Annotated in this window: 25 protein-coding genes; 16 read left to right on the top strand and 9 right to left on the bottom strand. The window is 69.6% G+C overall.

Going from position 1 to position 21186, the window contains the following annotated elements:
* Positions 1-261: 261 nt before the first annotated feature.
* The 6 genes from ACGFR7_RS14270 to ACGFR7_RS14245 all read left to right on the top strand — a co-directional run bounded on the left by ACGFR7_RS14270 (position 262) and on the right by ACGFR7_RS14245 (position 4623).
* Positions 262-495: a chaplin gene (locus tag ACGFR7_RS14270; protein ID WP_393317851.1), complete on the top strand. Its 234-nt coding sequence runs from the start codon at positions 262-264 to the stop codon at positions 493-495.
* Positions 496-764: 269 nt separating this feature from the next.
* Positions 765-1052, top strand: coding sequence for a hypothetical protein (locus tag ACGFR7_RS14265; protein ID WP_393317849.1), 288 nt, complete (start codon positions 765-767; stop codon positions 1050-1052).
* 321 nt (positions 1053-1373) lie between these two features.
* The gene (locus tag ACGFR7_RS14260) at positions 1374-1772 is read left to right on the top strand and encodes a rodlin (protein ID WP_393317846.1); all 399 of its coding nucleotides are present in this window, start codon (positions 1374-1376) and stop codon (positions 1770-1772) included.
* Positions 1773-2222: 450 nt separating this feature from the next.
* On the top strand, positions 2223-2618 hold the full coding sequence (locus ACGFR7_RS14255) for a rodlin (RefSeq protein ID WP_393317843.1): 396 nt from the start codon (positions 2223-2225) through the stop codon (positions 2616-2618).
* A 142-nt stretch (positions 2619-2760) separates the two neighbouring features.
* The gene (locus ACGFR7_RS14250; RefSeq protein ID WP_393317841.1) at positions 2761-3381 is read left to right on the top strand and encodes a chaplin; all 621 of its coding nucleotides are present in this window, start codon (positions 2761-2763) and stop codon (positions 3379-3381) included.
* A 396-nt stretch (positions 3382-3777) separates the two neighbouring features.
* Positions 3778-4623 (top strand): nitrilase-related carbon-nitrogen hydrolase, encoded by an 846-nt coding sequence (locus ACGFR7_RS14245; protein ID WP_393317839.1) that lies wholly within the window; start codon positions 3778-3780, stop codon positions 4621-4623.
* A 108-nt stretch (positions 4624-4731) separates the two neighbouring features.
* Here the strand turns inward: ACGFR7_RS14245 and tatA are convergent, their stop codons facing one another.
* The 3 genes from tatA to rpmB form a co-directional block, all read right to left on the bottom strand.
* Positions 4732-4983, bottom strand: coding sequence for a Sec-independent protein translocase subunit TatA (tatA, locus tag ACGFR7_RS14240; protein ID WP_393317837.1), 252 nt, complete (start codon positions 4981-4983; stop codon positions 4732-4734).
* Between the two features lie 113 nt (positions 4984-5096).
* Complete coding sequence (gene rpsN / locus ACGFR7_RS14235; protein ID WP_393317834.1) at positions 5097-5402, bottom strand: 30S ribosomal protein S14; 306 nt, start codon at positions 5400-5402, stop codon at positions 5097-5099.
* The gene (gene rpmB / locus ACGFR7_RS14230; RefSeq protein WP_393317832.1) at positions 5402-5638 is read right to left on the bottom strand and encodes a 50S ribosomal protein L28; all 237 of its coding nucleotides are present in this window, start codon (positions 5636-5638) and stop codon (positions 5402-5404) included. Before rpmB ends, rpsN begins: the two co-directional genes overlap by 1 nt.
* 482 nt (positions 5639-6120) lie before the next feature.
* Here rpmB and ACGFR7_RS14225 point away from each other — a divergent pair, with 482 nt between their 5' ends.
* Positions 6121-6360 carry a DUF397 domain-containing protein gene (locus ACGFR7_RS14225; protein WP_086718280.1) on the top strand — a complete coding sequence of 80 codons (240 nt, stop codon included), beginning with the start codon at positions 6121-6123 and terminating at the stop codon, positions 6358-6360.
* Between the two features lie 200 nt (positions 6361-6560).
* On the opposite strand, the gene ACGFR7_RS14220 is transcribed toward ACGFR7_RS14225, so the two are convergent.
* Positions 6561-7049 (bottom strand): ATP-binding protein, encoded by a 489-nt coding sequence (locus tag ACGFR7_RS14220; RefSeq protein WP_393317829.1) that lies wholly within the window; start codon positions 7047-7049, stop codon positions 6561-6563.
* Positions 7050-7362: 313 nt separating this feature from the next.
* On the opposite strand from ACGFR7_RS14220, the gene ACGFR7_RS14215 reads away from it, so the two are divergent.
* The 6 genes from ACGFR7_RS14215 (at position 7363) to ACGFR7_RS14190 (ending at position 13240) form a co-directional block, all read left to right on the top strand.
* Positions 7363-8226, top strand: a complete 864-nt coding sequence (locus ACGFR7_RS14215; protein WP_393317826.1) for a helix-turn-helix domain-containing protein — start codon at positions 7363-7365, stop codon at positions 8224-8226.
* 84 nt (positions 8227-8310) lie between these two features.
* The gene (locus ACGFR7_RS14210) at positions 8311-9768 is read left to right on the top strand and encodes an aldehyde dehydrogenase family protein (protein WP_393317823.1); all 1458 of its coding nucleotides are present in this window, start codon (positions 8311-8313) and stop codon (positions 9766-9768) included.
* A 153-nt stretch (positions 9769-9921) separates the two neighbouring features.
* The gene (locus tag ACGFR7_RS14205; RefSeq protein ID WP_393317820.1) at positions 9922-10470 is read left to right on the top strand and encodes a DinB family protein; all 549 of its coding nucleotides are present in this window, start codon (positions 9922-9924) and stop codon (positions 10468-10470) included.
* Between the two features lie 64 nt (positions 10471-10534).
* Positions 10535-11272, top strand: coding sequence for a PadR family transcriptional regulator (locus tag ACGFR7_RS14200; RefSeq protein WP_393317817.1), 738 nt, complete (start codon positions 10535-10537; stop codon positions 11270-11272).
* Positions 11273-11354: 82 nt separating this feature from the next.
* Positions 11355-12452: an ATP-binding cassette domain-containing protein gene (locus ACGFR7_RS14195; protein ID WP_393317814.1), complete on the top strand. Its 1098-nt coding sequence runs from the start codon at positions 11355-11357 to the stop codon at positions 12450-12452.
* The gene (locus tag ACGFR7_RS14190; protein WP_393317811.1) at positions 12449-13240 is read left to right on the top strand and encodes an ABC transporter permease; all 792 of its coding nucleotides are present in this window, start codon (positions 12449-12451) and stop codon (positions 13238-13240) included. Before ACGFR7_RS14195 ends, ACGFR7_RS14190 begins: the two co-directional genes overlap by 4 nt.
* Positions 13241-13319: 79 nt before the next feature.
* Here the strand turns inward: ACGFR7_RS14190 and ACGFR7_RS14185 are convergent, their stop codons facing one another.
* The 3 genes from ACGFR7_RS14185 to leuE form a co-directional block, all read right to left on the bottom strand.
* Complete coding sequence (locus ACGFR7_RS14185; protein ID WP_393317809.1) at positions 13320-14735, bottom strand: glutamate decarboxylase; 1416 nt, start codon at positions 14733-14735, stop codon at positions 13320-13322.
* Between the two features lie 16 nt (positions 14736-14751).
* Positions 14752-15375, bottom strand: a complete 624-nt coding sequence (gene wrbA, locus ACGFR7_RS14180) for an NAD(P)H:quinone oxidoreductase (RefSeq protein ID WP_393317806.1) — start codon at positions 15373-15375, stop codon at positions 14752-14754.
* 161 nt (positions 15376-15536) lie between these two features.
* The gene (leuE, locus tag ACGFR7_RS14175; RefSeq protein ID WP_393317803.1) at positions 15537-16202 is read right to left on the bottom strand and encodes a leucine efflux protein LeuE; all 666 of its coding nucleotides are present in this window, start codon (positions 16200-16202) and stop codon (positions 15537-15539) included.
* 115 nt (positions 16203-16317) lie between these two features.
* Between leuE and ACGFR7_RS14170 the strand changes: the two genes are divergently transcribed.
* On the top strand, positions 16318-17076 hold the full coding sequence (locus tag ACGFR7_RS14170) for a MerR family transcriptional regulator (RefSeq protein ID WP_393317800.1): 759 nt from the start codon (positions 16318-16320) through the stop codon (positions 17074-17076).
* Positions 17077-17177: 101 nt separating this feature from the next.
* Here the strand turns inward: ACGFR7_RS14170 and ACGFR7_RS14165 are convergent, their stop codons facing one another.
* On the bottom strand, positions 17178-17546 hold the full coding sequence (locus tag ACGFR7_RS14165) for a YbjQ family protein (RefSeq protein ID WP_088799183.1): 369 nt from the start codon (positions 17544-17546) through the stop codon (positions 17178-17180).
* 208 nt (positions 17547-17754) lie between these two features.
* Between ACGFR7_RS14165 and ACGFR7_RS14160 the strand changes: the two genes are divergently transcribed.
* Both ACGFR7_RS14160 and ACGFR7_RS14155 read left to right on the top strand, forming a co-directional pair.
* Positions 17755-18450, top strand: coding sequence for a DedA family protein (locus ACGFR7_RS14160; RefSeq protein WP_393317797.1), 696 nt, complete (start codon positions 17755-17757; stop codon positions 18448-18450).
* Positions 18451-18702: 252 nt separating this feature from the next.
* Positions 18703-20451, top strand: coding sequence for a threonine/serine exporter family protein (locus ACGFR7_RS14155; protein ID WP_393317794.1), 1749 nt, complete (start codon positions 18703-18705; stop codon positions 20449-20451).
* Between the two features lie 156 nt (positions 20452-20607).
* On the opposite strand, the gene ACGFR7_RS14150 is transcribed toward ACGFR7_RS14155, so the two are convergent.
* Positions 20608-21102, bottom strand: coding sequence for an inorganic diphosphatase (locus ACGFR7_RS14150; RefSeq protein ID WP_088799186.1), 495 nt, complete (start codon positions 21100-21102; stop codon positions 20608-20610).
* Positions 21103-21186 lie beyond the last annotated feature (84 nt).

Below are 21186 nucleotides of genomic sequence, written 5' to 3'. Positions count from 1 at the left end.
CCCTTTTCGGTAGGAATTCGTATTCGACGGGTGTCTCGATTGTTCGAACTCCGGTGTTTTTTCCGCGTCGTATGCGCGGTGACAATCTCCTGAAGCGGTGTTGCATCGTTCGGGCGATTCCCCCGAAAACCTCCCGGCAAGAGTTTCGTGCACGAGAGGAAATCGTTACCAATATCGCGGCGGTGTTACGGGTGAGCGGAAAGCGCCCGTGCGACACGAGGGTCGTGTTCGCCACGGACCCGCTGCAAGGAAGGGCTGAAAGTGAAGTACGCAAAGGTCGCAGCGATCACTGCCGGTACGATCATGGCGGTGGGTGCGGCGGCGCCGGCCTTCGCCGACGCAGGGGTTGCGGGTGGCGCCAAGAACTCGCCCGGTGTGCTCTCCGGCAATGCCATCCAGGTTCCGGTGCATATCCCGGTCAACGTCTGCGGCAACACCGTCAACATCGTTGCGCTGCTGAACCCGGCGTTCGGCAACAACTGCCTGAACACCTGACTCGAAGGAATTCGAGCCATGTCGACGTGACCTGGCCCCGGTGCGCGGTCCCCTGCGCACCGGGGCCGGTCGCCATTCGCTTTGTGCGGGTGGACATATAGCGCCCGCTATTTCGGGCGGCTCGTCCGGGAAGAGTGAAACTTCAGGGTTTCCCAGGACGTAGGCACTCGTTAGTCACGCTGAAATCGGTATCCGAGCAGCGAAGTGATTGCTCATGTGGCGTTGCTGCCGCCGGACCGTCAAGCACCGCCCGAGAAGGGACAGTTGAAGTGAAGTACGCAAAGTCTGCCGCGGTTGTTGCCGGTTCCGTCATGGCGCTGGGGGTCGCCGCACCCGCATTCGCCGCCCAGCCCGGAGCCCCGACCATGAGCCTCAACGGCGGGCTGAACGACGCGCTGAGCAGCAAGCAGCTGGACGGTCACGAGCTCATGCCGCTGGTCAAAACGGTCAAGACCGCGGGGGGCAAGCTCAGGTCGACCGCCCCGAAGAAGCTGCTCCGTGGTGTTGCCGGGACGGCCAAGAAGACCCCGTTGCTCGGTGGCCTCCCGCTCAAGTAAGTACGGGACGCGCCGGCGGCGGGCGGGCGGCGGGAGCGACCGCCCCGGGCGCGGTGACGCAGGTGTGAACTTCACTGTTCCTCGGCCGCTCCGGTGAGTTCGGCGCAGTATCGGTATTCCGCGGCACTCGACGGCGGATTGGATGAGGCCGGGACTCCGCCGCATCCCGGCTATTCCCGCTCCGCCGTCCGGCCGTGATCCCGATCGGCAAAACGGATCAGACCGGCCAGCTCATTTGAGTGAATGAGAACAACCAAAATCATCCCTGTGAGTTGGGCAGATTGCCCGGCCCAAGGGCATCCCGAAACACAAAGGACCAAAATGATCAAGAAGGTTTTGGCGACCGCAGCCGCGGCTGCCTCCATTGTTGGTGTCGCCGCGGCCGCGGCCCCCGCGGCGATGGCGATCGGTAACCAGCACGGAACGTCTTCCGTCAACGGCAACGGTGCGCGGGAGTACTTCGGCAACTCCACCACCTACGGCTACATGAGCCCGCAGATCGGCCTGATCCAGGGCTCGCTGAACAAGCCCTGCCTCGCTGTGGGCAAGCTGCCCATTCATGGCGTCGGCCTGGGCCACCTCAGTGACATCAACGTTCTGTCGTCGCCGCAGAACCAGCAGTGCACCGAAAACTCCACCCAGGCCAAGGGTGACGAGGCGCTGTCGCACATCCTGGACAACATCCCGATCCTTTCCGGTAACGGCGCCGGCAACCGCTGACCGGCTGAGTAGCACCCGGGCCGTCCGGTCCTCCTTCTTCCGGGCGGCCCGGGTTTCTGCTGTCCGGTGTGGGCGCGGAAATGTTATTCGCTCGTGACTCGACGCCGGTGCGCCGATCGTTAGGAATGTTGTGTGGAGGGAAGCGTGCCGATGCCCTGGTGAGATTGATGGGGCTGCCAGGGCATTGGCACGCCGTCCGTATCGAGAGCAGGGCCCGCGATTCCGTTCATCGGAGTCGCGGGCCCTGTTCCGTACGAAGGGAATTAACGCTCCGGAGCGACAAATCGCATTGTCGGTGCGTCGATTCGGGCGAGGTCGAGTGGCGGCAAGGGCAGATATGCACACCCGGTACCAGCTATTCGGGTGATGGTGCAGAACCCGAGACGGTATGGCGGGTTGTTCAAACAGGGCTCCCGTGTCGGGAGTTTCTTCTCCTGAAGGGTTTGCGTGATGAAGAAGATGATGGCGGGCGCGGCTGTGGCGGCGTCGCTGATCGGTATGTCCGCTGCGGCCGCGCCTGAGGCCATGGCGATCGGTGACCAGAAGGGCACCACCACGGTCAACGGAAACGGTGCGGCGTCGGTCTACGGCAACTCCACCACGCGCGGCAACCTGAGCACCCAGCTCGGCCTCGTCCAGGGCTCGCTGAACCAGCTGTGCCTCGCCACGAACAAGACGCCCGTGCACCTCCTGCACGTGCTTCATGCCTCCGACATCAACATCCTTTCCAACCGCCAGAACCAGCAGTGCACCCAGAACTCGACGCAGGCCAAGGGTGACGAGCCGCTGTCGCACATCATCGACGGCATTCCGTTCCTCTCCGGGAACGGCGTCGGCAACCGCTGACCGCCAACGACTCCGGCCGTTCCACCGCTTGTGTCTCCGGGCGGCCGGCGCCGCGTACGCGCTGCCGGCCGCCCGGTCGTGTGAGCGGCACGGGCGGTGCGGACGGCGTGGCTACGCACTGACTGCAGAGGAGGGACGAGAGGTGCGACAGAGCCTGAAGGCGTGTGTGTTCGTGGCGGCGGCGGCATCGGGCGTGCTGGGCGCGGGCGGCGGTGTGGCGTCCGCGGATGCCGGCGCCGCGGGCGGTGCGACGAACTCTCCCGGAGTGCTGTCCGGCAACAGCATCCAGGTGACCGTGGATACCCCGGCCAATGTGTGTGGCAATTCGGTGGACGGGGGCGCGGCGCTCAACCCGGCGACCGGTGCCTCGTGCGGGAACGGCGCGGCACCCGGAGCGGCAGCCCGGCGGCCCCTGCATGCCGCCCCGCCGCCCCCGGTGGCGCAGCGGCCCGCCGCTGAGCCGGTCCGGCGGCGCACGGCCCCCGAAGGGGTGCCCCACCGGGAGGGCCCGGCGGTGGCGCTGGCGGCCAAGACGGCGCCGCAGCACGCGAGGAAGTCCTCGGGGGGCCTGGGGGTGGTGCCCGCACCACGGCCCGCACGGGACGCACCGGGGGGAGCGGCGACGCGGGCCGGGGACTCGGCGGGCTCCGCGCTGCTGGCGGCCACCGGACCCGGCGAGCTGGGCGTGGTGGCCGGTATGGGCGGCGGGCTGCTGGTGGGAGGGGTGCTGCTGTTGCGCCGGTCCCGTACGCGTCGCAGTTGAGTGCGTGGGCCGCCTGTGCAGGGCGGGGTCCCCGGGAGGCCGGGGGCTCGACGGCCGGCCGAGCGGGTCCGGCGGGCCGCTCGGCCCCGTCCGCCCGGTCGAGCCGGCCGTCGGCATCGCCGGACGGCTCGACCGCGGGCCGTCGTGCCACGCTGCCCAGGGCGGCGCTGCGGCTGGAAGCGCCCCTCCGGGTCGTACGACGGATCGTGCGGATCAACGCGCGAAGGCCGTGTCCGGCACGGGAAGGATCGTTCTTTCGCTCATTGGTGGGGACCCGGCTCCCGGGTGTTTGAAGCAGGGCGGAGCCGGAAGCGCCGCGGGGCCGTGCCGCGTGCTGCACCCTCTGGCAAAATTGGGGTGAAAGCCGCAAAAGCGATGGGTCGATGAGGTGGGGCCATGCTCGTTGCGCTGGCGCAGACGGACTGTGTGCTGGGCGGGGTGGCGGAGAACCTCGATGTCGCCCGTGAGCAGATCGAGCAGGCGGCGGCGCAGGCTGCGGATCTTGTCGTCTTTCCCGAACTGAGCCTGCATGGCTACCACTTGGGGGCACTGGAGCGTGACGCGTCGCTCGCGGCGAGCGATCCGAGGCTGCTGGAGCTGAGCACCCTCGGCCCCGATGTGCTGGTCGGCTTCCACGAGCACACCAGTCTGCGGGCCTACAACACCGCGGCCCACTACGCGGCGGGTGAACTGGTGCATGCCCACCGCAAGCTGTACCTCCCCAACTACCTGGCCTGGGAGGAGCGCAAGCACGTCAGCCCGGGGCAGTCACTGCGTGCGTACGAGCTGAAGCGGGACCGGAGCGGGGGCCGGGGCGCGACGCTGGTGTGCAATGACGCCTGGCAGCCGGCCCTGCCGTGGCTGGCGGTGCAGGACGGTGCCGAGGTGCTGTTCGTCCCGACGAACAGTGCGGCGAGCCTGGATCCGGAGGCGATGGACACGGGGCTCTACTGGGACACCCTGCTGTCCTATACGGCGAAGATGCTGCAGTGCTGGGTGGTCTTCGTGAACCGGGTGGGCAATGAGCACGGCGCGGCGTTCTGGGGCGGCTCGCGGGTGGTGGACCCACGGGGCGCGGTGGTGGCGCAGGCGCCCAAGTGGGAGCCCTCGCTGGTCACCGTCGAGATCGATCTCGCCGAGGCGCGGCGGCAGCGCCGGGCGGTGCCGCTGGTCGCCGAGGCCCGGCTGGGGCTGATCGACCGCGAGGTGCGGCGGCTGATCGACGAGGGCGGCGATCACTGAGTGACCGGCGATCCCTGAATGACCGATGATCACTGAGTGGTCGGCGATCACTGAGCGGTCGGCGATCACTGAGCGGCCGGGGGTGGCTGAGTGGCCGGCGGACCGGCCTCAGTGGCGGGCGGCGGCCTCGGGGCGGGGCGTCGCTTCCGAGCGGGGCGTGGCGTCCGGGCGGGGCGTCGCTTCCGGGCGGGGCGTCGCCTCCGGCGCGTCGGCCTTGAGCGTCTTGGCCTCGGCCTTGAGGATGCGCATCGAACGGCCCAGGCCGCGTGCCATGTCGGGCAGCTTCTTCGAGCCGAAGAGCAGCACGAGTACCGCGATGATCAGGATCAGATGCCAGGGCTCGAAGGCGTTGCGGAGCATGTGCGCGCTCGCTTTCGTCGGGAGGGGCGGCGGACGTTCTGTCCAGTATTACCCCAACGGTCCGGCCGTCCGGTCCGGGGGGCGGACCCTGGACCGGACGGCCGGCGACGTGGCTACCAGCTCGACTTGCGGACCCCCGGCAGGTAGCCCGCGTGCGCCTGTTCGCGCAGCCGTACACGGGACAGGCCGAAGGCGCGGAAGTAGCCGCGCGGGCGCCCGTCGACGCCGTCGCGGTTGCGCACCCGGGTGGCGCCGGCGTCCCGCGGCTGGCGGGAGAGCTCGCGCCGGGCGGCGGTGCGCTCCTCCTCGGGGGTGTGCGGACTGCGGATGACGGCCTTGAGGACCGCGCGCCGGGCCGCGTAGCGGGCGACGGTCATGCGGCGCTTCTCGTTCTTGGCGATCTTGCTCTGCTTGGCCATCAGACCTTCTCCCCTCGTGCGCGGATACGGGCCACCGCCGTCTCGATCCCGATCGTGTCCACGGTCCGGATGCCCTTGGCGCTCAGCGTGAGCCGGATGTGCCGGCCCTCGCTCTCCAGCCAGTACCGCTTGCGCTGGATGTTGGGGTCGAAGCGGCGCGGGGTGCGCCGGTGCGAATGGGAGACGGAGTTGCCGAAGCCCGGCGTGCGGCCGGTCAGCTGACAGCGGGCGGACATGGTGCCGTCCCTTCGGTCGGGGCCTCTGCCGAGGGCCTATTGAAAATGGAAACCATTTCCGTATGCTAACCCCTATTCGTCGCGCCCGATGGACTGGGTTGCTCGCCGCGTGCGGGGCGGGAGCGCGTTGACGAGGATGATCACCGTCGCCCCCCGTCGCCCCCCGTCGTCCGTCGCCCCCCGTCACCCTCGTTGCCCCGCGTCGGTCGGACGCCCGCCCCTCCCCGGAACCCACAGGACGTGGCGCACGTCTCTCCCAGGGCCGTGAGGGCATCGAGCCTGCGGTCCGTACCAGGTGCAGGGCGCACCTGAGCAGGGGTGACGAGTGGAAGCCGGCCGCGAGAGGGCGGGCGGCCGGGGTGCTCGACGAGCTGTGACCGCCTCTGCACCGGCTGTCGTGCACGTGCATCTGCGCATGCATACGCATGAGAACGCGGCTATGCTCCGGGGCAGTTGACACCATTTATCACCGGGAGACCCCTGTGCTCCACGCATACAACGGCATGGCCGCCACAGATCTCCGTGATGTGGCATGGCAGAAGAGCAGGCACAGCAACTCCCAGGGCTCCTGCGTGGAGTTCGCCAAGCTGCCCGGGGGTGACATCGCGGTCCGCAACTCCCGCTTCCCCGACGGTCCCGCGCTCGTCTACACACCGGCCGAGGTCCGGGCGATGCTGCTCGGCATCAAGGACGGGGAGTTCGACCATCTCGTACGGGACTGAGGGCCCGTGGGGAGCACCAGGGTGTCGGTGCCCGGGCGGCGGCCGGAGGGGCGTGCGGGTGCGGCGCGCAGTGCGCGCGGTGGCCGCAGCGCAGCGCGCGCGGTGGCCGTCCCGGTGAAGTAGCCGCGGCCGGCGCGGTGTCCGCACCCTGCAGCCGGGCGCCGTAGGTGACGACGTAGCGCCCGGCGCGAGGGAAGCGGCTACGGCAGCCGGAAGAGGGCCCACACGATCTTGCCGTGTGCGGCACCGGCCAGCGGATGCCAGCCCCAGCTGTCGCTGAAGGAGTCCACGAGATACAGCCCGCGACCCGACTCCGCGGCGGAATCCGCCTCCCCGGCGACCGGTGAATCATCGCTCGGGTCCCGTACGGCGCAGATCAGCCGGGAGGACCAGCGCATCAGGTGCAGCCGGGCGGGCGGGGTGGCGTCGTGGTGCTCCTGCTCCGGGGCGGCCAGGATCGCGTGCCGCAGGGCATTGGTGACGAGTTCGGAGACCACGAGGGCGACCGAGTCGAAGAGATCGTCCAGATCCCAGCCCTGCAGGGTCTCGCGAGTGAACGCACGTGCACTGCGCACCGATTCATAGCGCGCCGGGAGTGTGCGGGACGCCGATCCGGAGACAGCCAAGGGGTCGACGGGAGGAAAGCCCTGCCATAACGGCTCGAGCATGGTCAAAACCTTGGTCCCCATGCGAGGCACTCCTGGCGTTCGCGGACGTCATGACCCTGGCCGGTCAGCCGGATCTGGCGGATCTTTCACGAGCGTGCATGCGTGCGACGCCTATGGTTCCCAATGCGCGGGACAGATGCAAGGGCAGATGCACGTGCACGTGCCGTGATTGCGCCAGGCCGGACGGTTTTCCTCCGGATTCTTCCCGTCAGTTCGTGTGGAGGGGTTGCGGGGGCCTCACATATCAGTAACCGGATGAGCACTCAACGAAGCCCGAACGTGGCAGACTGCGGCCCACTGTTGGACGGGGTGGGGTCACAGGAGGGTCTGAGAGGTGTCCGCAAGTGAGTCGAGCGGGTCGGTGGTGCGGCGGATCCTGCTCGGGTCGCAGCTCCGTCGGCTGCGTGAATCGCGCGGGATAACCCGTGAGGCGGCCGGCTACTCGATCCGTGCTTCCGAATCGAAGATCAGCCGCATGGAGTTGGGCCGCGTGAGCTTCAAGGCACGGGATGTGGAGGACCTGCTCACGCTGTACGGGGTCGGCGACGCCCAGGAGCGCGAGGCGCTGCTGTCACTGGCGCGCGAGGCGAATGTGGCCGGCTGGTGGCACAGCTACACCGATGTGCTGCCCGGCTGGTTCCAGACGTATGTGGGTCTGGAAGGCGCCACTTCCCTCCTCCGGGTCTACGAAGTCCAGTTCGTGCACGGGCTGTTGCAGACGGAGGGCTATGCGCAGGCCGTCGTCAGACGGGGCATGCCGGATGCCGGGCCCGCCGAGATCGAGCGCCGCGTCGCGCTGCGTATGGAGCGCCAGAAGCTGCTGGTGACCGAGCGATCGGCGCAGTTCCACTGTGTCCTGGACGAGGCCGCGCTGCGCCGCCCCTACGGGGAACGGTCCGTGATGCGCGAGCAGGTGAAGCATCTGATCGAGGTGTCCGAGAGACCGAATGTGCGGCTTCAGGTGATGCCCTTCAGCCTGGGAGGGCATGCGGGCGAGAGCGGAGCCTTCACGATGCTCGGCTTCCAGGAGTCCGGTCTGCCGGACGTCGTCTACCTGGAGCAGCTGACGAGTGCGCTCTATGTGGACAAGCCCGAAGAGGTGGCGCAATACGCCCGGGTGATGGACCGCCTCCAGGAAGAGGGGCCGAATCCGGCCGAGACCAGGGACCTGCTGCGTGGTCTACTCCAACTGATGTGACGCATCGGTAGGATGGCGCACCATCAGGAGTCAGCACCCCCCCATGCGGCGCCCTGAGCGCCCTGTTCTCCAGATCGGGATGGCATGTCCTACTTCGACGAGTTGGCGTATCAGTTCATCGACGGCGAGTGGCGGGCCGGCAGCGGTTCGTGGGACATCGTCGACTTCAATCCCTATAACGGGGAGAAGCTGACCTCCATACCCGTCGCCACGGTCGAGGAGGTCGACCAGGCCTACCGTGCCGCCGAGCGCGCGCAGCGGGAGTGGGGCGCCACCAATCCGTACACCCGGCGGACCGTCTTCGAGCGGGTGCTGCGGATCATCGACGACCGTGAGGCGGAGCTGGCCGAGACGATCGCCGCGGAGGTCGGCGGCACGCTCGTCAAGGTGGGCTTCGAGCTGCATCTGGCCAGGGAGTTCCTGCGCGAGGCGATCCAGCTGGCGCTGCGCGCCGAGGGCCGCATTCTGGCCTCGCCCATCGACGGCAAGGAGAACCGTCTCTACCGGCTGCCGGTGGGTGTCGTCGGCGTCATCAGCCCCTTCAACTTCCCCTTCCTGCTGTCGCTCAAGTCCGTGGCGCCGGCCCTTGCGCTCGGCAATGCGGTCGTCCTCAAGCCGCACCAGAACACCCCGGTGTGCGGCGGCGGTCTGGTCGCCAAGATCTTCGAGGAGGCGGGGCTGCCGGCGGGGGTGCTCAACGTCGTGGTCACCGATATCGCCGAGATCGGTGATGCGCTCATCGAGCACCCGGTGCCCAAGACCATCTCCTTCACCGGCTCCGAGAAGGTCGGCCGGCATGTCGCCACGGTCGCCGCCGCCCACTTCAAGCACTCCGTGCTGGAGCTGGGCGGCAACAGCGCACTGGTCGTGCTCGACGACGCCGACATCGACTACGCCGTGGACGCGGCCGTCTTCAGCCGCTTCGTCCACCAGGGCCAGGTCTGTATGGCCGCCAACCGGATCCTCGTGGACCGCGCCGTGGAGCGGGAGTTCACCGAGAAGTTCGTCGCCAGGGTCGCGGCCCTGAAGGTGGGCGACCCCACCGACCCGCAGACCCATATCGGACCGCTGATCAACGAGGGCCAGGCCGAGGCGATCACCTCGCTGGTGGACCGCGCGGTCGCCGACGGCGCCTCGGCGCTCCTGCACGGTGAGACCCGGGGCACGCTGGTGGCACCCAGCGTGCTGAGCGGCCTGCCGGAGGACTCCCCGCTGCTGCAGCAGGAGATTTTCGGGCCCGTGGTGGTGCTGGTGCCGTTCGACGGTGACGACGAGGCGGTGCGGCTCACCAACACCACGCCGTACGGGCTCAGCGGCGCCGTGCACACCGCTGACATCGAGCGCGGTGTGCGGTTCGCCAAGCGGATCGAGACCGGGATGTTCCACGTCAACGACGCCACGGTGCACGACGAGCCGATCGTGCCGTTCGGCGGCGCGAAGAGCTCCGGGGTGGGGCGGCTGAACGGCGATGCGATGGTGGAGGCCTTCACCACCACCAAGTGGATCTCCATCCAGCACGGGCGGTCGCAGTTCCCGTTCTGAGGAGCGGGGCGGTCCGGGGGCATTCGCCGCGGGTTGCGGACAGAAGCTGACCGCATGGGTTCCTACCTTGAGTGATGTCGAAGGCGGACGGCGACAAGCCGGCCGCCGGGGGATGTCACGAGACGTCACGAGGCGTCATGAAAGGCGGATCTCATGCCCACTCACGTTCTTGCCGAGGCCCACGGCGACGAGACCGGCGCACTGCTGGCCTTCCTGGAGGCCCAGCGCGGCGGGCTGCGGCGGGCGGTCCTGGGGCTGACCGACGCCGAGGCGGACCGGCGGCCGAGCGCCAGTGAGCTGTCCTTGGCCGGGCTGGTCAAGCATGTCGCGCAGACCGAGCAGACCTGGATCGAGATGGCCCAGGAACGGCCGCGCTCCATCGAGCGGACCGCCGAGACCTGGCACCTGAGCTTCCGGCTCGAGGACGGCGAGAGCCTGGCGGAGATGCTGGCGTTCTGGGACGAGGTCGCGGGGCGTACGGAGGAGTTCATCCGCTCCGTGCCGAGCCTGAACGACACCTTCCCGCTGCCCGAGGCGCCGTGGTTCCCGCCGCAGGCCCGGCAGTCGATGCGCTGGCTGCTGCTGCACCTGATCGAGGAGACGGCCCGGCACGCCGGTCACGCCGACATCCTCCGTGAGTCCCTGGACGGCAAGACGGCCTTTGCGCTGGTGGACGAGGAGCGCACGGCGCGGCAGGGGTGAGCGCGGGGCCCTGCCGGGGCGTTCTAGGCTGACGGCAGGGGCGCGTTCAGGGATAGAGGAGACGATGTCGGCGATCCGGCTGTTGGTATTGGGCGCCGTGCGGCAGCACGGCCGGGCGCACGGCTATCAGGTGCGCAACGACCTGGAGTACTGGGGCGCCCATGAGTGGTCCAACGCCAAGCCCGGGTCGATCTACCACGCGCTCAAGCAGATGGCCAAGCAAGGGCTGCTGCACGCCCATGACATCGCGCCCAGCACCGCCGGTGGCCCGCCGCGTACCGAGTACGAGCTCACCGCGGCGGGCGAGACGGAGTACTTCGCGCTGCTGCGCGCGGCGCTCGCCCAGCACGACCAGAAGGTCGACGTGCTCAGCGCGGGCATCGGCTTCGTCGTCGACCTGCCGAGGGCCGAGGCGGTGGCGCTGCTCAAGGAGCGGGTGCGGGCGCTGGAGGAGTGGCGCAGCGCGGTCACCGGCCACTACACGCCGGAGGAAGGGCCCGAAGCCCTCGGACATATCGGCGAGATCATGCAGATGTGGGTGCACTCCGCGGACAGTGGCGCGGTGTGGACGCGCGGGCTGATCGAGCGGATCGAGGGCGGGGCGTACGTCTTCGCCGGCGAGGGGGAACCGTTCGTCGGCGTGCTCGCCGAGGGGCAGGAGAACCCGTACGCGACGAAGGATGCGCGCTCCGAGGGGAGCGAGCGCTCCGAGGAGGACGCGGAGGCCGAGGGCGGCGGGGCTGCCGGGCACAAGGGCGGCGGAGACGGCGATGGCGATGGCGTCGCCACGGAAGCTGATTAATCAAGTTTGACTAACCGTTACGGCGGGAATTACCTTTCGGTCGGCACGTAGTCAAACTTGACTAAAGCCGGGAGGAGATGTCGTGACGGACCGCGATCAGGCGATCGTCGTCGAAGCACTGCACAAGCACTACGGCACCAAGGCGGCCCTGGAGGGGCTGGACCTCACCGTTGCGCACGGGGTGGTGCACGGTGTCCTCGGACCCAACGGCGCGGGCAAGACCACCCTCGTTCGGATCCTCTCCACGCTGCTGCGGCACGACGGCGGCCGGGCCGAGGTCGCCGGCTTCGATGTGCTGCGGCAGCCGGACGAGGTGCGGCCGCGGATCGGGCTGCTCGGCCAGCACGCGGCGGTCGACGAGGAGCTCGGCGGGCGGCAGAACCTGGAGATGTTCGGGCGGCTCTGCCGCCTCGGGGCGCGCAGGGCGGGCGAGCGCGCGGACGAGCTGCTGGCGCGGTTCGGGCTCGCCGGTACCGGCCGTAAGGCGGTACGCCACTACAGCGGCGGGATGCGGCGCCGGCTCGATCTGGCGGCAAGTCTGGTGCGGGCGCCGCGGATCCTGTTCCTGGACGAGCCCACGACCGGGCTCGATCCGCGGGGCCGTACCGAGGTGTGGCAGGCGGTGCGCTCGCTGGTGGACGGCGGTACGACGGTGCTGCTGACCACCCAGTACCTGGAGGAGGCCGACCGGCTCGCGGACCGGATCTCGGTGGTGGACGGCGGCCGGGTGGTCGCGGACGGCACCCCCGACGAGCTGAAGTCCGCCACCGGGGGTGACCGGGTCGATGTCGTCCTGCACGACGCCGGGCAACTGGGCCGGGCGGCCGGCCTGTTGGAGGAGGCGCTGGGGAGTGCGGCGGGCGGCGGCGCGGTCGCCGCGGAACAGGAGGCCAGGCGGCTGAGCGTGCCCGTCGCCGACCGGATGGCGGGCCTGGCGGAGGCGGTACGGGTGCTGGCGGCGGCGGGGATCGAGGCGGCGGACCTCGCGGTGCGGCGGCCGACGCTGGACGAGGTCTTCCTGCATCTGACAGGGCACGGGGCGGCCGGCGGTACGGGCAGCAGGGGCAGGGGGCGCGATACGGGCGGTGCGGGCGATACAGATGGTGCGGCCGGTGCGGCTGGTGCGGGCCCCTCGGCTGCCACGGCGGTGGGCGGAGACAAGGAGGGCACGACGGTATGAGCGGTATGGCGTGGGCGGTCACCGATTCCTGGACGATGACCCGGCGCGGCCTTGCGCACTGGGCCCGACAGCCGGTGCAGGTCGTCGTGCAACTGGTCTTTCCGGTATTGCTGCTGCTGATGTTCGGGTACTTCCTGGGCGGTGGGATGGCCGTGCCGGGCGGCGGTGATTACAAGGAGTACCTGGTCCCGGGGATGTTCGCGCTCACCATGGCGTTCGGGCTCGAATCGACGATGGTCGCGGTGACCCAGGACCTCGGCAAGGGGGTGCTCGACCGCTTCCGGTCGATGCCGATGGCGCCGTCCGCGGTGCTGGTCGGACGCAGCGTCCTGGACATGCTGCAGTCGGCGCTGAGTCTGCTGGTGATGATCGGCGTCGGGCTGGCGATGGGCTGGCGCTGGCACGGCACCGCGGCCGACGCCTTGGCCGCGGTGGGGCTGCTGCTTCTGCTGCGGTTCGCGATGCTGTGGATCGGTATTTATCTCGGCCTGCTCGCGGGCAGGCCGGAGCTGGTGCAGGCGGTACAGATCCTGGTCTGGCCGGTGGGCTTCCTTTCCAACGCCTTTGTCTCCGCCGCGTCAATGCCCGGCTGGCTGGGCGCGGTCGCCGAGTGGAACCCGATGTCGGCGACCGCAAGCGCGGTGCGTGAGCTGTTCGCCAACCCGCGGTGGTCCGGGGACAGCTGGGCGGCGGGCCACGCCGGACCGCTGGCCGTGGTGTGGCCGCTGGTGCTGCTCGCGGTGTTCTTCCCGGCGGCGGTGCGGAGGTACCGGGGGCTGGGGCGTTAGGGCGCTGGGGCGTGCGGCGCGCTGCTCCCGGCTCCGGCAGCAGCCGCCGGACGGCCCGGACCGCCAGGGCGGGAAGCCCCTAGTGATGGAACGCCGTCGCGACGCTCTCCGGGCGTTGCAACGGCCCGGACTGTTGCCGGAGTTCGGTCAGCAGCTCTTCCAGGTCCGCGATGAAGAGGTCGGCGAGATCCAGGGAGAAGCCGTTGCGGCAGACCACCCGCAGGACGGACAGGTCCTCGCGCTTCGGGGGGAAGCTGTAGGCGGGGAGCAGCCAGCCGCGTTCCTTCATCCGCCGGGAGACATCGAAGACGTCAAAGGCGGTGACGTCGTCCGCGGTGGTGAAGGCGAAGACCGGCAGCTGGTCGCCCTGGGTGAGCAGCCTGAAGTCGCCCAGTGCGGCGATCCGTTCGGCCATCGACCGGGCCACGTCGCGGGTCGCCTGCTGGACGGCGCGGTAGCCGGCCCGGCCGAGCCGGAGGAAGGTGTAGTACTGCGCGGCGACCTGGGCGCCGGGCCGGGAGAAGTTGAGCGCGAAGGTCGGCATGTCGCCGCCCAGGTAGTTGACGCGGAAGACCAGCTCCTCGGGCAGCGCCTCTGTATTGCGCCACAGCGCCCAGCCGACGCCCGGGTAGACCAGGCCGTATTTGTGCCCCGAGGTGTTGATGGAGGCGACCCGCGGCAGCCGGAAGTCCCAGACCACGTCCGGGTCGAGGAACGGCGCGATCATGGCGCCGGACGCTCCGTCCACGTGGACCGGGATGTCCCAGCCCTTCTCCTTCTGGACCTCGTCGAGCGCCGCGCAGATCTCGGCCACTGGCTCGTACGACCCGTCGAAGGTCGAGCCGAGGATCGCGACCACGCCGATGGTGTTCTCGTCGCACAGTCCCGCGGCGGAGTCCGCGTCCAGATGGAAGCGGTCGCCCTCCATCGGGACCATGCGCGCCTCGACCTCCCAGAAGTTGCAGAACTTCTCCCAGCAGACCTGGACGTTGGCGCCCATCACGAGGTTGGGCCGGGCCTGACCCGGATACCGGCCCTTGTTGTGCTGCATCCAGCGCCGCTTGAGGGCCATGCCCGCGAGCATGCACGCCTCGCTCGACCCGGTGGTCGAGCAGCCGACGGCCTCGGACGGGACGGGGGCGTGCCACAGGTCGGCGAGCATCGCCACGCACCGCTTCTCCAGTTCGGCGGTGCGCGGGTACTCGTCCTTGTCGATCATGTTCTTGTCCCGGCACTCCGCCATCAGCACCCCGGCCTGCGGCTCCATCCAGGTCGTGACGAACGTCGCCAGATTCAGCCGGGAGTTGCCGTCCAGCATCAGCTCGTCGTGCACGAACTGGTAGGCGGTACGCGGGGAGACCGGGCCGTCGGGCAGGGTGTGCCGCGGCGGGGCGGACTCCATACCGGCGACCGGGTCGGCCTCCCCGTAGAACGGGTTGACCGGATGCCCGATGTGCTTGCGGTCGGATGCCGATGCGCCTTTGTGCAGAGTCATCTTTCGCCCCTACCCGTCAACTGGCCAAGGAAAGGCCGTGTTTGACGGCCTTGGTGAACTTCACCACGCGCTCCGCCTGGATGCGGGCGGCGGTGCGCGCGTCGTCGTCGGGCGGGGTGCCCGGGCCGCCGACGTGGGAGGTGCCGTAGGGATTGCCGTCGGTGAACTTCGCCGGGTCGGTGTAGCCCGGCGTCACGAGGATGCCGCCGAAATGGTGGACGGTGTGGTAGAGCGCGAGCAGGGTGGACTCCTGGCCGCCGTGCCTGGTGGCGCTCGCGGTGAAGCCGCTGTAGATCTTGTCCGCCAGTCTGCCCTGCTGCCAGAGGCCGCCCAGGGTGTCGAGGTACTGCTTGAGCTGCGAGGACACATTCCCGAAGCGGGTGGGGGTCCCGAAGATCACCGCGTCCGCCCAGAGCATGTCCTCGTGGGTGGCCTCCATGATGTCGGCGGTGGCCGTGGCGTTCGCCGCCCATGCCGGGTTGGCGTCGATGGCGGTCTGCGGCGCGAGTTCCGCGGTCCGGCGCAGTCGTACGTCGGCCCCCGCGTGTTCGGCGGCGTCCGCGATCCGCTGGGCGAGCTCGGCGATGGTGCCGGTCGACGAGTAGTAGATGACGGCGACCTTCACATCGTGCACGGGCATCGGCGTACCTCCTGGAACCCGACAATAAGGGCATAGGGGGTAAGGGGCCTCCAGGGTTCACCCAGTGGAAGCGCAACGAGCGGGCGGCCGTCCCGGGGGAGGGCCACCCGCCCGTATCCGCCTGCACGGGACGCCGCCGGGCCCGCCCGCCCGGCGCCGGTTCAGCTCGCGCTCGCCAGCGACAGCTTCGCGGCGAAGCCGAGGAACGCCGCGCCCGCACCCGCGGACAGCCCGGCCGTCAGCCGCTTGCGGCGGCGGAAGGTCGCCGCCAGAAACGTCCCGCTGAAGATCAGGACCGACAGGTACGTGAAGCTGAACAACTGCGCCCAGGCGCCCAGCGTCAGGAACGACAGCACCGGATGGGCATAGGACGGGTCGACGAACTGCACGAAGAAGGAGATGAAGAACAGGATCGCCTTCGGGTTGAGCAGGCTGACCACCAGCGCCCTGCGGTACGGCCGCTCCACGGTCTCCTTCGGCGCCTCGGCGGCCTCGCCCCGCCGCTCGGCCCGGCGCGTCTCCCGGCCGCGCCACAGCGCCCAGGCGCCGCGCAGCATCCCGACCGCCAGCCATGTCAGATAGCCGGCGCCGGCGAACTTCACGACGGCGAACAGCACCGGGCTGGTCTGCAGCAGCGAGGCCACCCCGCCGGCCGACAGCGTCATCAGCACCGTGTCACCGCACAGCACGCCGGCCGCCGCCCGGTAGGCCACCCGCGGGCCGCGCCGGGCCGCCACCGAAACGACGTACAGAGAATTCGGCCCCGGCAGCAGAATGATCAGTGCGAGACCCACCAGATACGTGGACAGATCCGTTATCCCCAGCATGTGCGGCAGGATCTCATCCCTCTGTCCGCCGCCTCACCGGCTTTTCATGATGCGGACTTGCGCCTCACGCGACGTGAGGACACATCGTGGAGCGCGTACCGAGAAGGGAGCGGAAGTGAGTTATCCGGTAGGGCAGGTCGCCGCCTTCGCCGGCGTCACGGTGCGCACCTTGCACCACTACGACGCGATCGGGCTGCTGCTGCCCGGCGAACGCAACCAAGCAGGTCACCGGCGCTACGGCGAGGACGATCTGGACCGGCTGCAGCAAATCCTGTTCTACCGGGAGCTCGGGTTTCCGCTCGACGAGGTCGCCGCCCTCCTGGACGACCCGCACGCGGACCCGCAGGAACATCTGCGGCGCCAGCACGACCTGCTGACCGGGCGGATCGCCAGACTCGAGGAGATGGCCGCGGCCGTCGAACACGCGATGGAGGCACGCAGGATGAACGTACGGCTCACACCGGAGGAGAAGTTCGAGGTCTTCGGGGACTTCGACCCCGATGAGTACGCCGAGGAGGCCGAGGAACGCTGGGGCGGCACGGACGCCTACAAGGAGTCGCAGCGCAGGGCGGCCGCGTACACCAAGGACGACTGGAAGCGGCTGACCGCGGAGTTCGAGGCTCTGCACCGCAAGATGGCGGACCTGCTCGAGCGGGACGTGCCGGCGGACTCCGAGGCGGCCATGGAGGTCGCGGAGGAGCACCGGCGGTTCATCAGTGGTGCGTACTACGACTGCACCTACGAGATGCACAGCGGACTCGGCGAGATGTATGTCGCGGACGAGCGGTTCACCGCCACCTACGAGGCCATCGGGCCCGGCCTCGCCGTCTATATGCGGGACGCGATGCTGGCCAACGCCGTCCGCCATCTGTGACCCGTACGGGCCGGGAGCGCGCCCCGGCCCGTACGGCTGCTTCTGCCGGTCTTGCCGGGGGCGGTGCGCCGCCCTCCGGCCGGCCCCGCCCGCCCCGGTGCTCAGCCCTGCGGAGAGAGCACCACAGCCGTCCCGTAGGCGCACACCTCGGTGCCCACGTCCGCGGCTTCCGTGACATCGAAGCGGAACATCAGCACCGCATTCGCACCGCGCGAGCGGGCCTGCTCCACCAGCCGTTCCATCGCCTGGTTACGGGTCTCGACCAGCGTCTTGGTCAGGCCCCGCAGCTCGCCGCCGATCATCGACTTCAGGCCCGCGCCGATCTGGCTGCCGAGGTGACGCGACCGCACGGTCAGGCCGAAGACCTCGCCGATGACACGTTCCACGTGAAACCCCGGGACGTCGTTGGTCGTCACCACCAGCACATCGGACTGCGCATGCTGCCCGCCGCCGTACTCCTCGATGCCCATGGCGCGCACCTCCTTACGGCCAGCATCACCCGGCCCCCTGGACGCGGCCAGCGGTCGGTGGCGCTCGGGTGGGGCCCCCGGGGCCCGCCTGGAACCAAGGAGGGCCATGTGGCGTTGATAGTTTTGGGCCGCACACGCGCCTGCACCCTCGTCGCTTCGCTCGTCGCACCGCACGATCCGGCGCCCTCGACCCAGGAGCCTTCACCCCGTGAATACTCTCGCGCTCGGCCCCCAGTGGCTGGACCCGGACTATCTGATCGCGACCTTCGGCCTGGTCGGCGTCCTGGTCATCGTCTTCGCGGAGTCCGGCCTGCTGATCGGCTTCTTCCTGCCGGGCGACTCGCTGCTGTTCACCACCGGACTGCTGGTGACGACGAACAAGCTGGACCGGCCGCTGTGGCTGGTGTGTTCCCTGGTGGTGCTGGCCGCCGTCCTCGGTGACCAGGCGGGCTATCTCTTCGGCCGCAAGGTCGGCCCCTCGCTCTTCAAGCGCCCCGACTCCCGCCTCTTCAAGCAGGAAAACGTCGAGAAGGCGCATGCGTTCTTCGAGAAGCACGGCCCCAAGTCGCTGATCCTGGCCCGCTTCGTACCGATCGTGCGGACCTTCACGCCGATCATCGCCGGTGTGAGCCGGATGAACTACCGCTCCTTCATCACCTTCAACCTGATCGGCGGCGCCCTGTGGGGCGCCGGTGTCACGCTGCTCGGCGCCTCGCTGGGGAACATCGCATTCGTCCACCAGCACATCGAGCTGATCCTGGTCGCGATCGTGCTGGTTTCCGTCGTGCCGATCGCCATCGAGTACCTCCGCGCCCGCGGCAAGGCCAAGAACGAGCAGCCCGCCCCGCCCCACCCGGCGGATCGCGCTCCCGACACCCGCCGCGGCCGCCACGCCAAGCGCTGACACCGGCCACGAGTCTCTTCTCCCGCCGCACCCAACGCCCCGCGCAGCGGCAAACCGCCCGCCGCTGGGGGGACCTCCCACGCCCTTCAGGCAGTGGGGGAGCCACGGCGGAACAGCCGAAAGGCGTTCTCCGCCGGGCAAAGCGCAGTGGACCGGTAGCCGAAACGTCGCCCCCGTGCACGCACCGTCCACCCCTATCAGGCATCGTGTCCTTGGTATCCGTCAGGAGGCTTACGAGGAGAGCGAAGAACCGTGGCGTCGGACCCACAACGCGGCCAGCGCGGCGCGAGCGGAAGTGGCAGCAGCAGCGGCAGCGGCGGCGGCTCGGACCCGGCAGATTCCGAGGAGCGCAAGCCCCAGCCGGACGAGGTGCACAGCGCCTTCACCCCGCCGCTGGGTGTGCCGTATCCGCCGCTGCCCGAGGACGAGCACCCCACCTCGGAGTTCGCGCTGCCCTCCGGCCTGCGCCCGGAGGTTCCCGCAGAGCAGGAGGGCTCGGCGTTCGCGCCGCCCAGCGGCACCACGGGACAGACCCCGATGCCTGCCGGCTCGACCGCCCTGAGCTACGCCTTCACCCCGCCGCACGGCATCCCCGCCGTCCGCCTCACCAAGGAGGCTCCCTGGCAGGACCGGATGCGCACGATGCTGCGGATGCCGGTGGGGGAGCGGCCGGTCCCCGAGCGCCTGGAGCGGGCCGACGACGAGACCGGCCCGGCCGTACCCCGTGTGCTCGACCTGACGCTGCGTATCGGGGAGATCCTGCTCGCCGGCGGCGAGGGCGCCGAGGACGTCGAGGCCGCGATGTTCGGCGTGGCGCACGCCTACGGGCTGGAGCGCGTCGAGCCGACCGTCACCTTCACGCTGCTGTCGATCTCTTACCAGCCGTCACTGGTCGACGACCCGGTCACGGCGAGCCGGACGGTGCGGCGCCGCGGCGTCGACTACAACCGCTTGTCGGCGGTCTTCCGGCTCGTCGACGAGATCGCGTCCGAGGGCATCACCCTCGAAGAGGCCTACCGTGGCCTCGCCGAGATCCGCCGCAACCGCCACCCCTACCCGAGCTGGGCGCTGACGGTGGCCTCCGGGCTGCTGTCCGGTGCCGCCTCCATGCTGGTCGGCGGCGAGCTGCTGGTGTTTGTCGCGGCCGCGGTGGGCTCCATGCTCGGCGACCGGCTGGCCTGGCTGGCATCCGCGCGCGGGCTGCCGGAGTTCTACCAGTTCGTGGTCGCCGCGATGCCGCCCGCCGCGGTGGGCGTCGCCTTCGGCCTGGCGCACGCCAATGTGCAGGCGTCCGCGGTGATCACCGGTGGACTGTTCGCGCTGATCCCGGGGCGGGCCCTGGTCGCCGGCGTCCACGACGGGCTGACCGGCTACTACATCACCGCCGCCGCCCGTCTGCTGGAGGTCGGCTACCTCATCGTCGGCATCGTCGTCGGCGTGCTCAGCGTGCTCTACATCGGTCTTCAGCTGAATCCCGGCCTGCGGCGGCTCAACCCCGAGCAGTCGCTGGGGGCCTACAACGAGCCGTTGGTGCAGATCGTGGCGGCCATGCTGCTGGCGCTGGCGTTCTGTGTGCTGCTCCAGCAGGAACGTCACACCGTGGCGTTTGCGACCTTGAACGGCGGAGTTGCCTGGGTCGTGTACGGCGCGCTCACCTACGTCGCCGGGATGAACGCCGTGCCCGCCACCGCGATCGCGGCAGGACTGGTAGGCCTCTTCGGCCAGTTGCTCTCCCGCTACCGCTATGCGTCCGCGCTGCCGTACGTCACCGCGGCCATCGGCCCGCTGCTGCCCGGTAGCGCCACGTACTTCGGCCTGCTCAACTTCGCCCAGGGACATCTGCCGCAGGGCCTGACGTCGCTGGTCCAGGCCGTGTCGCTGGCGTTGGCCATCGCGGTGGGGGTCAACCTCGGCGCCGAGGTCGCCCGCCTGATCCTGCGGGCGCCCGGTCTCCAGGAGGCCGGCGGCCGCCGCGCCGCCAAGCGCACCCGCGGCTTCTAGCCGGCGGCCCCCGGGCGGGCGGCACACCGCCCGCGACACGCACAACGGGCGGCAACCCAACCGGGTGCCGCCCGTTCGCGTAAGAAAATCAGTCCGCCATTCCCGGCGCGTCGCGGTTACGAAAACCCCGCCGCGCGCCGGGACGGTACGGCTGTGTCAGTGCTTGCCGCCCTGCGCCTCGAGGCGCTTGTACGAGGCCTCGATCTCGGCCTCGGCCTCGGTGCGGCCGACCCAGTTGGCGCCCTCGACGGACTTGCCGGGCTCCAGGTCCTTGTAGACCTCGAAGAAGTGCTGGATCTCCAGGCGGTCGAACTCCGACACGTGGTGGATGTCCCGCAGGTGCTCCACCCGCGGGTCGGACGCCGGCACGCACAGCAGCTTGTCGTCGCCGCCGGCCTCGTCCGTCATCCGGAACATGCCGATGGCACGGCACTTGATGAGGCAGCCGGGGAAAGTCGGCTCGTCCAGGATGACCAGCGCGTCCAGCGGGTCGCCGTCCTCGCCCAGGGTGTCCTCGACGAAGCCGTAATCGGCCGGGTAGCTGGTCGAGGTGAAGAGTCGACGGTCCAGGCGGATCCGACCGGTCTCGTGGTCCACCTCGTACTTGTTCCGCGAACCCTTCGGGATCTCGATGGTGACGTCGAACTCCACGGGTGGCTCCTCCATGATCAACACATACGTCTGGTGATTAAGTGTCCCCCACGCAGGTGTGTGGTGGCGAAAGGGGCTGGTCCG

Origin of the sequence: Streptomyces sp. NPDC048516 (assembly GCF_043199875.1) — a bacterium.
GTDB lineage: Bacteria > Actinomycetota > Actinomycetes > Streptomycetales > Streptomycetaceae > Streptomyces.
Note: the sequence above shows the minus strand (reverse complement) of the source record. Positions and strands in the feature narration are given on the sequence as shown.

What these genes read in the sequence shown, in the direction of transcription:
- ACGFR7_RS14260 (WP_393317846.1), top strand. Translation starts at nt 1,374, where the DNA reads ATGATCAAGAAGGTTTTGGCGACCGCAGCCGCGGCTGCCTCCATTGTT.
- ACGFR7_RS14255 (WP_393317843.1), top strand. Translation starts at nt 2,223, where the DNA reads ATGAAGAAGATGATGGCGGGCGCGGCTGTGGCGGCGTCGCTGATCGGT.
- ACGFR7_RS14245 (WP_393317839.1), top strand. Translation starts at nt 3,778, where the DNA reads ATGCTCGTTGCGCTGGCGCAGACGGACTGTGTGCTGGGCGGGGTGGCG.
- tatA (WP_393317837.1), bottom strand. Translation starts at nt 4,983, where the DNA reads ATGCTCCGCAACGCCTTCGAGCCCTGGCATCTGATCCTGATCATCGCG.
- rpsN (WP_393317834.1), bottom strand. Translation starts at nt 5,402, where the DNA reads ATGGCCAAGCAGAGCAAGATCGCCAAGAACGAGAAGCGCCGCATGACC.
- rpmB (WP_393317832.1), bottom strand. Translation starts at nt 5,638, where the DNA reads ATGTCCGCCCGCTGTCAGCTGACCGGCCGCACGCCGGGCTTCGGCAAC.
- ACGFR7_RS14220 (WP_393317829.1), bottom strand. Translation starts at nt 7,049, where the DNA reads ATGGGGACCAAGGTTTTGACCATGCTCGAGCCGTTATGGCAGGGCTTT.
- ACGFR7_RS14210 (WP_393317823.1), top strand. Translation starts at nt 8,311, where the DNA reads ATGTCCTACTTCGACGAGTTGGCGTATCAGTTCATCGACGGCGAGTGG.
- ACGFR7_RS14205 (WP_393317820.1), top strand. Translation starts at nt 9,922, where the DNA reads ATGCCCACTCACGTTCTTGCCGAGGCCCACGGCGACGAGACCGGCGCA.
- ACGFR7_RS14200 (WP_393317817.1), top strand. Translation starts at nt 10,535, where the DNA reads ATGTCGGCGATCCGGCTGTTGGTATTGGGCGCCGTGCGGCAGCACGGC.
- ACGFR7_RS14190 (WP_393317811.1), top strand. Translation starts at nt 12,449, where the DNA reads ATGAGCGGTATGGCGTGGGCGGTCACCGATTCCTGGACGATGACCCGG.
- ACGFR7_RS14185 (WP_393317809.1), bottom strand. Translation starts at nt 14,735, where the DNA reads ATGACTCTGCACAAAGGCGCATCGGCATCCGACCGCAAGCACATCGGG.
- wrbA (WP_393317806.1), bottom strand. Translation starts at nt 15,375, where the DNA reads ATGCCCGTGCACGATGTGAAGGTCGCCGTCATCTACTACTCGTCGACC.
- leuE (WP_393317803.1), bottom strand. Translation starts at nt 16,202, where the DNA reads ATGCTGGGGATAACGGATCTGTCCACGTATCTGGTGGGTCTCGCACTG.
- ACGFR7_RS14165 (WP_088799183.1), bottom strand. Translation starts at nt 17,546, where the DNA reads ATGGGCATCGAGGAGTACGGCGGCGGGCAGCATGCGCAGTCCGATGTG.